The organism is Pseudomonas meliae (assembly GCF_001400515.1).
GTDB lineage: Bacteria > Pseudomonadota > Gammaproteobacteria > Pseudomonadales > Pseudomonadaceae > Aquipseudomonas > Aquipseudomonas amygdali.
In genome coordinates, this window is record NZ_LJQT01000175.1 from 1 (window position 1) to 10,195 (window position 10,195).

4 protein-coding genes and 1 pseudogene are annotated in these 10,195 nt (G+C 59.1%); 1 reads left to right on the plus strand and 4 read right to left on the minus strand.

All coding sequences use genetic code 11. The annotated features are described in order from the left end of the window. Positions 1–186: 186 nt before the first annotated feature. The 4 genes and pseudogenes from azu to ALO64_RS07890 form a co-directional block, all read right to left on the minus strand. A complete protein-coding gene (gene azu / locus ALO64_RS07875; protein ID WP_044344579.1) occupies positions 187–633 on the minus strand; it encodes an azurin in 447 nt (148 codons plus the stop codon). A gap of 153 nt (positions 634–786) precedes the next feature. Continuing rightward, positions 787–1,680: a transglutaminase family protein gene (locus ALO64_RS07880; RefSeq protein WP_044344578.1), complete on the minus strand. Its 894-nt coding sequence runs from the start codon at positions 1,678–1,680 to the stop codon at positions 787–789. Further along, a pseudogene (locus ALO64_RS07885) lies at positions 1,680–4,142 on the minus strand (circularly permuted type 2 ATP-grasp protein). The gene ALO64_RS07880 and the pseudogene ALO64_RS07885 overlap by 1 nt, the downstream one beginning before the upstream one ends. Positions 4,143–4,231: 89 nt before the next feature. Beyond that, complete coding sequence (locus ALO64_RS07890; protein ID WP_044344577.1) at positions 4,232–7,510, minus strand: transglutaminase family protein; 3,279 nt, start codon at positions 7,508–7,510, stop codon at positions 4,232–4,234. A 402-nt stretch (positions 7,511–7,912) separates the two neighbouring features. On the opposite strand from ALO64_RS07890, the gene ALO64_RS07895 reads away from it, so the two are divergent. Continuing rightward, on the plus strand, positions 7,913–10,195 hold a 2,283-nt coding region (locus ALO64_RS07895; protein WP_235804982.1), incomplete at its 3' end, for an MFS transporter.

Consider the following 10,195-nt stretch of genomic DNA (forward strand, 5'->3'; position numbering starts at 1 on the left):
CCACGCTGGAGCGTGCGGAACGATAATCTCAACTATCGTGCGACGCTCTGCGTCTGGTCTTGCGTTTGCGGCGCGGCGCATATCTACGACGCGGAGCGTCAACCAAGGCATCCCCACGCTGCGGCGTGCGGAACGATAATCTCAACTATCGTGCGACGCTCCGCGTCCTCGTTCGGGGGCGTTTCGTTACTTCAGGGCCACAGCGCCTTTCATCATGCTGATGTGCCCTGGAAATGTGCAGAAGAACTGGTATTCCTGTGCCGGGTCCAGCTTCGATACATCAAAGGTAACCGAGTCTTTTTCACCAGCGCCGATGACTTTGGTGTGGGCGATGATGCGGCTGTCGTCGGGCTTCAGGTAATCCTTGTCGATGCCGACAGCCATGCCGTCGGTAACGATTGCCTGGGTATCGGACTTCTTGCTCAGCACCCAGTTATGGCCCATGACATTCTTCGGCAGGCTGCCGGAGTGCGTCAGGTTGACGGTGAATTCCTTGCAGCTCTTGTCGATCTCAATGGCTTTGGTGTTGTACATCATTTGATCGGTCGAATCGACTGTGGCCGAACACTCGGCAGCCAGCAACTGGCTACTGGCCAACGACAACAGCGAAATCGCTACAAGCTTGCGAATCATTTGAATCTCCAGGGCAGGACTTGATTAACGTGATAACTGACGTAAGAAGAGAGTGCCCGATCAGGGCCGGGGTTCCAAGGACGTGCGTCAAATGGTCCCTCGGGCGCTCGCGACGGAGCGCCCTTCTGAAGAACGATTCACGGGAGCAGGTAATTAGGCGCTGACCGGCATCACCGTCACCCGGACATCGGGATCATGCGTGCCGCCGCCCAGAATCACGCCGCGCAAAGGCGAGACGTCAGAGAAGTCACGCCCCCAGGCCAGGCTGATGTGCTCCAGCGCAGGTTGCACATTGTTGGTGGGGTCGAAGTCGACCCAGCCCGAAGCCGGACAGAACACCGATACCCAGGCGTGCGAGGCGTCGGCACCGATCAACCGGGGCTGGCCCGGTGGCGGCTGGGTCAGCAGATAGCCGCTCACATAGCGCGCCGCCAGGCCACGAGAGCGTAGACACGCCAGCATCAAGTGGGCGAAGTCCTGACACACGCCTCGCCGCCGCTCCAGCACTTCCACCAGCGGCGTGGCGACCTGAGTGGCCTCTTCATCGAAGGTAAACTCCTCGAAGATCTTTTCCATCAAGGCCTGCACACACAGCAACAATGGACGGCCCGGCGGGAAACAGACCTGCGAAAACTCGACGAATGAGCGCTTCAGGTGAACGTAGGGGGATTCGAAACGATAGCGGCAGGCCTCCAGAATATCTTCGGTCATCGGCTTGGCGCTGTATGTCAGCGCGCTGCGGGTCACTTCCCATTCGGGCGACAGATTGAAGTCCAGAAACGGCTTCTCCATCACCTCGATACACAACCGCGCATTGACCTGCAATTCATCATGTGGACGCTCGAAGGCCAGACGGGTCAGCGGGTTGCCGAATACATCCAGCTCATCGCGACGCGTGGTGGGTTCAGGAAGAATCTCCAGCGCCTGCTCGGTGCAACGCTGCCAGGGACTGCTGCGCGGCCACAGGTGCGCCAGTTGCTGGGCCAACGAGACCGGGCTGTCGTACTTGTAATGTGTGTCATGGAAAATCTGGTAGAAAGCGCTCATCAGACAGACACCGTACGTTGGCTGACATCATCGACGTGGGCAAAATGGCGCAACGCCAAGCGATCGGACGCCAGGCCACTGCTGTCGCCAATGCTCTGCAGCAGGTCCGCCAGCCCGTCGAGTACGGCGTCGATACTGCTCTGGCCAAACAAAGGATTCTCCAGGCTGCCCAGGTCGAACGCGGCAAGACGCTGCGCCAACACCGTCAGGCTGCTACTCGTCGTTCAGGCGGCGCAGCGAGCGTTGCACCAGCTTGAGCTGAAACAGCACCGCATGCGGGTTCTGCTCATCAAGCAACAACAGGTCCAGCACCGGAATCAGGTGCGGTACGGCCATGTACCGCGAACGATAAGTGATGCTGCTGTTGCCCAGCTCCAGCAACCACTCCAGCCCGGCTTTCTCCGAGACTGCCGAGCCGCGCAAGAACGCCGCCAGACTGGTGCTGAGAAACTTCAGGCGCTCGATACGTCGCCCGATCATCAAAAAGCTCCAGCCTTCGTCGCGGGTCATGTCGTCCAGCGCAAAACCGGAAAGCGCTGCCAGAGACATCACCAGACGGTTGAGAAAATCCAGCAGCTCGCCAAAATCCGGCTCTTCGGTTTCCAAGCTTGAGGCTTCGCGCTGCAATTCCACCAGCGCCTGCCAGTTTTCCCGTGAGAGCTTGCCGCGCACTTGCGAAGCGGCCCACTGCAAACGCTGCAAATTGGCGCGCAGGCTGAACGGCCACTCGTCGCCCAGCAGAGCAACCAGCAGGCGGTCCTTCAACTCTTCGCCCTCCTCGGCTTCGGGCAGCATGCCCAGGCTCCCGGCCAGCGCGACGGCCGCCTGCAACGCGTGGGGATCGTCGTCGTCGACATAGCGCGTCAACATGATGCGCAGCAGACGAGCACTGTCGTCGCAACGTTCACAATAACGCCCGAACCAGAACAGGTTCTCCACCACCCGCGACGGCAGGTAAGGATCACGGCGAATCAGGTCATAGACGCCCAGCGTGCGCTGCCCCTTCCAGGGCTCGCCAAGGTGCGAGCGTTCGCCCAGCACCCAGGTGTCCTTGCTCGCACCGCCGCGCTGCATCGACACCACGTCGGCATCGGCTTCGGCGGCCACTCGGGTCAGGCCGCCCGGTAGCACGCGATAGCCGTCGAGGCTGGCCACTGCGTAGACACGCATGCCGATGGCGCGCGGCTGCAAACCGGTACCATCGGCCTGCAGCACCGGTGCATGAGACAACTGCGCCAGCTCCTGAGCGACGTAGGCATAGGGGCGCGACTGCATGCGCAGGGCAAGCGCGTTGCGCTGCTCCTCATTCAAATCGCGACCGAACACCGGGGCGAAGTGCTGCGAAGGAAATGCAGGTTTGATCAACAGATCAGGCAGTTTCTCCAGCGCTTGCGCCAGCACGGGCGGTTCTCCGCACCACCAGGTTGCGACCGATGGCAGGATCAGATCTTCGCCAAACAGGTACTGACTGATTTTCGGCAAAAAGCCCAGCAGGCCAGGCGACTCCAGAACACCACTGCCCAATGCGTTGGCGACCAGCACATTGCCCTGACGCACAGCCTCCAGCAGCCCCGGCACACCGAGCGCGGAATCGGTACGTAATTCCAGAGGATCGCAGAAGTCGTCGTCCAGACGGCGCATGATCGCGTGAACCCGACGCAAGCCGCTGAGGGTTTTCAGGTAAACAGTGGCATCGCGTACGGTCAGATCGCCGCCCTCGACCAGCGGATAACCCAACTGCCGCGCTAAATACAAATGCTCGAAGTAACTTTCGTTGAAACGCCCCGGCGTCAGCAGCACCACCAGAGGCGCCTCGCTGCTGGTCGGTGCCTGCCGGGCAAGCGTCTGTTGCAATGCGTCGAAGAAACCCGAGAGGTGCCGGACTTGCAGGTCACGATAGGTTTCCGGCAAGGCACGCGCGACGCTCTGGCGATTTTCCAGTGCATAACCGGCACCCGAAGGCGCCTGGGTGCGGTCGGCAGTCACCCACCAGCGCCCGTCCGGGGTGCGTGCCAGATCGACCGCGTACATATGCAGGAACGTGCCTTCTGGAGGTTTTACGCCCTGACACGGCCACAGAAAGTTGTTATGGCCAAATACCAGTTCAGCGGGCAGCAAGCCATTGGCAATCAGCGTCTGCGGGCCGTAAAGGTCCGCAAGCACTGCGTTGAGCAGCCGTGCACGCTGGGCAATCCCTGCCGCCACGTGCTGCCACTCATCGGCCGCAATGATGTGCGGCAACAGGTCCAGCTCCCATGGGCGGTCCGCGCCTTTGGGGTCGGCGTAAACGTTATAGGTGACACCGTTTTCCTGGATCTGCCGGGTCAGCAAGGCTTGGCGCTGGATCAGCTGCGCCGAGGTGCTGCGCTGCATGTGTTGTGCGGGCGGACGGCACCGTCGGCATCGAGCATTTCGTGGTAAGTACCCTCGGACAGCGGGTAATGGTCAAGCAGGTCGGGCATGGAAGGCTCGGCAGGCAACGTAAGGACTTCAGATTAGTGCAGTCAGATGTCACGTCCGTGTGCATCTGACGCACAGAGCCACTGTTTTTCTAATGCAGACGCATATCCAGCGTCATCGGCAGCTCGTCGTTAATGTTGAGCGACGGAACGTCCAGTTTGCCCGGGGTGTGACCGATGCGGAAGAAACGTGACAGGCGACGACTTTCCGCTTCGTTGGCGTTGACCGGCAAGGTTTCGTAGTTACGGCCGCCCGGATGGGCGACATGATACTCGCAGCCGCCCAGCGAACGGTGCATCCAGGTGTCGACCAGATCAAAAACCAGTGGCGCATGGACGCCGATGGTCGGTTGCAGGCAGTTGGCCGGCTGCCAGGCGCGATAACGCACACCCGCGACGAACTCGCCAACCCGTCCAGTGGGCTGCAAAGGCACCGCGACGCCGTTGCAGGTCAATACGTAACGCTGCGGCGGCAACCCGCTGAGATGCACCTGCAGACGCTCCAGCGACGAATCGACGTAGCGCACCGCGCCACCGGCCGAGCCCTCTTCACCCAGAACGTGCCAGGGCTCCAGCGCCTGCCGCAGCTCCAGCTCGATGCCGTTGACGGCGTAATCACCCACTTTCGGAAAGCGGAATTCCAAATGCGCAGAGAACCAGTCGGCCTGTACCGGGTAGCCTGCTGCGTTGAGGTAGGCGACCACATCGGCGAAATCCTGCTCGATGAAGTGCGGCAGCATGAAGCGATCATGTAATTGCGTGTCCCAGCGTGCCAGCTTGGCCGGTGCATAGGGTTCACGCCAGAAACGCGCCACCAGCGCCCGTAGCAGCAACTGCTGCGCCAGGCTCATGCACGCATGCGGCGGCATCTCGAAGGCACGCAGCTCCAGCAGGCCAAGACGTCCGGTTGCACCATCGGGCGAGTACAGCTTGTCGATGCAGAATTCGGCGCGATGGGTGTTGCCGGTTACGTCGATCAACAGGTTGCGCAACAGACGGTCCACGATCCACGGCGCGACATCCTCACCAGGCTTCGGCATCTGTGCGAAGGCGATTTCCATTTCATAAAGCGAGTCGTTGCGCGCCTCATCGATGCGTGGTGCCTGGGACGTCGGGCCGATGAACAGACCGGAAAACAGGTACGACAGCGAAGGATGGTTGTGCCAATAGCTGATCAGGCTGCGCAGCAGGTCTGGGCGACGCAGAAACGGCGAGTCCGCCGGTGTCGCGCCACCCAGCACGAAGTGGTTGCCGCCGCCTGTGCCGGTGTGGCGGCCGTCGATCATGAATTTCTCTGTGGTCAGACGTGTGAGGCGCGCCTGCTCGTAAAGAAACTCGGTGCGCTCGACCAACTCGTCCCAACTGGCGGACGGCTGCACGTTGACCTCGATCACACCAGGGTCCGGGGTAATGCGGAAGTTACACAGACGCGGATCGCTCGGTGGCTCATAGCCTTCCAGCAGAATCGGGCATTGCAGTTCTTCAGCGGTCGCTTCGATCACGGCCACCAGTTCAAGGTACTCCTCAAGCTTTTGCAGTGGCGGCATAAACAGGTAGAGACGCCCGTCGCGCGCTTCGGCACACAGCGCCGTACGGGTCAGCCAGTCGGCCGACTCGTCGATCTTCGGCGGGCGCTCGGCGTCCGTGTCTGTGGACTTGAGCGCTGAGGTCAACGAGTCGCTGTCGGCAAGCTCCGGGAAGTCCTGGTTATGATCGGTCGGATGAATGAACGGGTACTCCGCCGCCTTGACCCAGGGTTGCGAGGCCAATGGCAGGCGATAGCCCAGCGCGGAATCACCCGGCACCAGACGGCAGTGTTCGTCACGCAAGTACCAGCGGCCACTCTGCCAGCTATCGCCGCCTGCATTACGGCCCAACGGCAGGACCTGACCAATCATCTTGTCCAGCCCCTGAGCGAAGACCTTGCGCAGACGCGCGCGCTCCAGCTCATCACCCAGCCGCGAGTCTTCGGCAGTCACGTTGACCGGCAATGCGCCTTCGCGCCACAGGTAGTAGAAATTGTCTTCGTAAGCCGGAAAAACGAAACGGGCCGGTAGTTTCAGACGCTCGGCAACGCTGGCCAGAAAGCGCCCGGCCAGCTCGTCGGTAGCGCCGTAATCCTGGGTTTCATCGGCTATCAGCGCATTGTTGCGCCAGACCGGTTTGCCATCCTTGCGCCAGAAACAGTTCAGTGACCAGCGTGGCAACTGTTCGCCCGGATACCATTTGCCCTGGCCAAAATGCACGATCCCCAGTGGCGCGTAATGCGCGCGCATGCGCTGAAACAGCTCGGCAGACAGCTCGCGCTTGCGAGGCCCCAGCGCAGCCGTGTTCCATTCGGCACCGTCGCGATCATCGATGGACACGAACGTCGGTTCGCCGCCCATAGTCAGGCGCACGTCGTCACGCGTCAGGTCCGCGTCGATCTGTCGGCCGAGGGACTGAATGTCCTGCCACTGCTCTTCGGTGTACGGCTTGGTGACCCGCGGGGCCTCCCAGATGCGCTCGACCGACATTTCGTGGCTGAAATCGGTTTCGCACGGCTCGACCAGCCCGCTGATCGGCGCTGCGGAAGACGGTTCCGGGCTGCACGCCAGCGGAATATGCCCTTCGCCTGCAAAGAGGCCGGAAGTAGCATCCAGACCGACCCAGCCAGCACCCGGCAGATAGACCTCGCACCAGGCATGCAGGTCTGTGAAGTCGACATCAGTGCCCGACGGCCCGTCCAGCGCCTCGACATCGGCCTTGAGCTGGATGAGATAGCCCGATACAAATCGCGCCGCCATACCCAGATGGCGCAACAGCTGCACCAGCAGCCACGCGGAGTCACGGCAAGAACCTGAAGCGTTTTCCAGGGTGAATTCCGGGGTCTGCACACCCGGCTCCATACGGATCAGGTAAGCGACATCCTGACTCAGGCGCTGGTTGAGACCCACCAGAAAGTCGATGGCGGGTATCGGCTCGCGACTGATGCTGTCCAGATACGCCTGAAATCTTGGGGTCAGCGGCAGTTTTTCCAGGTACGGCGCCAGCTCGCGCTGTTCTTCGCTGGCATAGTTGAAGGGGATGTTTTCGGCGTAAGGTTCCAGAAAGAAGTCGAACGGATTGAACACCGCCATCTCGGCGACCAGATCGACCTCGACGCGAAATTCCCTGGTCTTTTCCGGGAAGACCAGACGCGCCAGGTAATTACCTTGAGGATCCTGCTGCCAGTTGATGAAGTGGTTTTCGGGCAGGACTTTCAGCGAATACGACAGTACGCGCGTGCGGCTGTGAGCGGCCGGGCGCAGGCGAACGATCTGAGGACCCAGTTCGACCGCGCGTTCGTAGCGATAGTGCGTGACATGGTGCAAGGCAATATGAATCGACACGGCGTGCCTCCTGCGAGCCTGAACGGTAATTGAGCCGCGCAAGACTTATGCCATCCGGTCAAAGTCGTGCGCCAACGAGAGTGACATTCCCCGCCCGATCAGGCGCAGCACCAAAATTGTGCTCGCCTGAACTGAAGGTGCAAGGGTCGCACGGAAACGGGGCACACAGGGCAATAAGGTTGGACCCGCACGCAATATTTACTTAGTGCCACAGACAGATTGATGCCTGATTACATCGTCCTCCAATGATTAACCATTATCGGAGCATTTGTAATGACACAGCTAAATCCCGCGCAACAACCGCTTTCAGAACCGACCCAGGCTGTCGGCGCCCACATCGACCTCATGGATCCGGCCGAAAGTGCTGACTACTAGACGACACGAAAAGCATTGCTTGCGGTAATGCAGAGCAGCAATGCCCCTATCAGCCTTGAAGACATTCGGATCAAGCCAGATCCAGCGTCCGGATTCGGCGAATACTGCGCTGAGAAAGCTGCTCTGCCTGCACCGCTCCAAGCCGAAAAGCAGGAGTTGCCGTTTCAGATAGACAGCGATGGCAGCGTCAGCCTGGCATTGATGCTGAGCTATAACTACGGGTTGTCGCTTCCACCATCGCCTGACAAAACGGCAATCAAAACCCTGCTCAATACGCTGGCAGAACTTCGCGCCAGTCAGGAATTGGGGCTTATTGATCAGTTCGACATCAAAATCATGCTGACACCGAAAAATCTGCAGGACCTGAAACGAGCCTGCACCGAGTACCTGGGCAACGAAGGTGGCACGCTGCTAAGCAAGCTGGGTGCTGAAATCATTGCCTCCTGTCCACTGGCACATGTTCAGGACTCCCCAGTGGCGGTTATGGCCCGGGTTCTCAGATCCGGACCGGCAAGGGCATTGGGACAAACGCTGCTGGCACAACTTGATCGGCCTGAGGGAGAAACGTCCGCGTCCCTGATGACACTCATGGACCGGATTTTATGGCATGCCATCAGCAGCGATCTTCAGCAACCTGAGGATCGAAAGCCTGGAGAAATTGCCGGCTACACATTCTCCAGAACAGAAAACCTGGGGCGTAGCCACGCTGACATCCTGAACGATATGCACAGCCACCTGATCAACACGGGAAAGGCGGCGTCGATCAACGAAGCAATACTCGCACGCTTCATACTGGCACTGGAGAACTGCCCTGAATGGATGGTCAACGGTGTTCCCGACGATCTGCCATATGGTTGTACTGAAGTGTGGGTCAATTTTCAGCATGGGGTCACCCTTGCGGAAGCCATCGAGTTTGGTTCTTCACGCTGGATGAGCTTTGACGACCTGATCGAACTGCCAGTGATCTTCAACAAAAAGATGGACACCGAAGAACAGCAGGCAGCCTATCTCACAACCCGCCTGCCCATCCTTCTGGCATGGGCGCAGGCCAACGGTTATATCTGTATTCAGGGCAACCTGCCTTATTCCGAACAAGAGATAGCACAGGCAGTCAGCGCGTTCGAAGAATCCGAAACCGAATCACTTGAAGCTGTGAATGCACTGGTTCGCACAGCGCCAGAACGCAAGGCGATGGCCATCGTCGCCATGACAGAAGCGCGAAGGACGCCTGCAATTCAACAGATACTTGAGCAGGAAGATTACCCATTCCCGCCCATTGATCTACGCCCCAGGCTGGCAGTGCTACGGAAAAGCCATACGCCTGTCTATCGCGATCATAAAGGCACCCTCTCAGCATCCAATCTGCCCTATAACGCTTACGGCATAAAACACGATTCGTCGTCGTTGCTGGATGTCTACATGGCCGGTGAAAACATTGATGACTGGAGACTGCCGGGGCGCGACAGCACGGAAGGCCTGCTTCCCATAAACCGTGAAATGCAGTTGCTGTACAAGGCGCTGCCAGACATCAATCAACAATTCGAGCATGAGTTTCAGGCTTATCTGGCTGATGCCCGCAAGGCTTACGCGACAATCATTAAAAAGTTGCTGACTCAACTGCCTTTCAAGCATCGCCTGGCCATCGAAAATGGTGCCGTATCACTCTACTCGCTCAGACTACCGACCCAAGACCTGATGGCTGTTGCAGAAAGCGAGAAGCATCGAGAACCACTGCGAGGCCGCGCCGGTTTTATCATTGAGGCTGTCTACGAAGGCAAAACAAGGTTCTACGAAGTTTTCCCGCTGTTGATGATGGTGCGTTATCGCCCTGATCTGAAGGCGCTTATCGAGAATGGTGTACCCGGGATCGAGTTCTGGACGATTACATCCACAATCCCGACGCCGGTGATTGTCAATAAGGGAAGAACATTGCCGTTTGATCAAAACGCCTACCTGCGCGGCGATGAACCGCGTGATGGCGCGACCGCCACCATGATTGCAGAAATTGTTGGCGAGCCATTCGGCCCATCGAACACTGAGACAGCCCTGCATATGCCCATAACCACGTTTTCAAAACGCTGTACCGGCATTGCCAGTATTGTCTGCAGCCAGTTGTTCTACGTTAATGAGGATGACCTTTATGCACAATGCAAAGGCATTACCAAAATAGAAAAGGACAAAAGCGCGCCCGGGGCTATCGAAGAGATAACCAATATCCTGATATCTCTGACGCCCTGGCCCGAATTCAAAAGCCTCATGTCCGGAGAGAAAAACCGCATGAGGGCAGGAGCACTAGGAGGGTGTAGACAA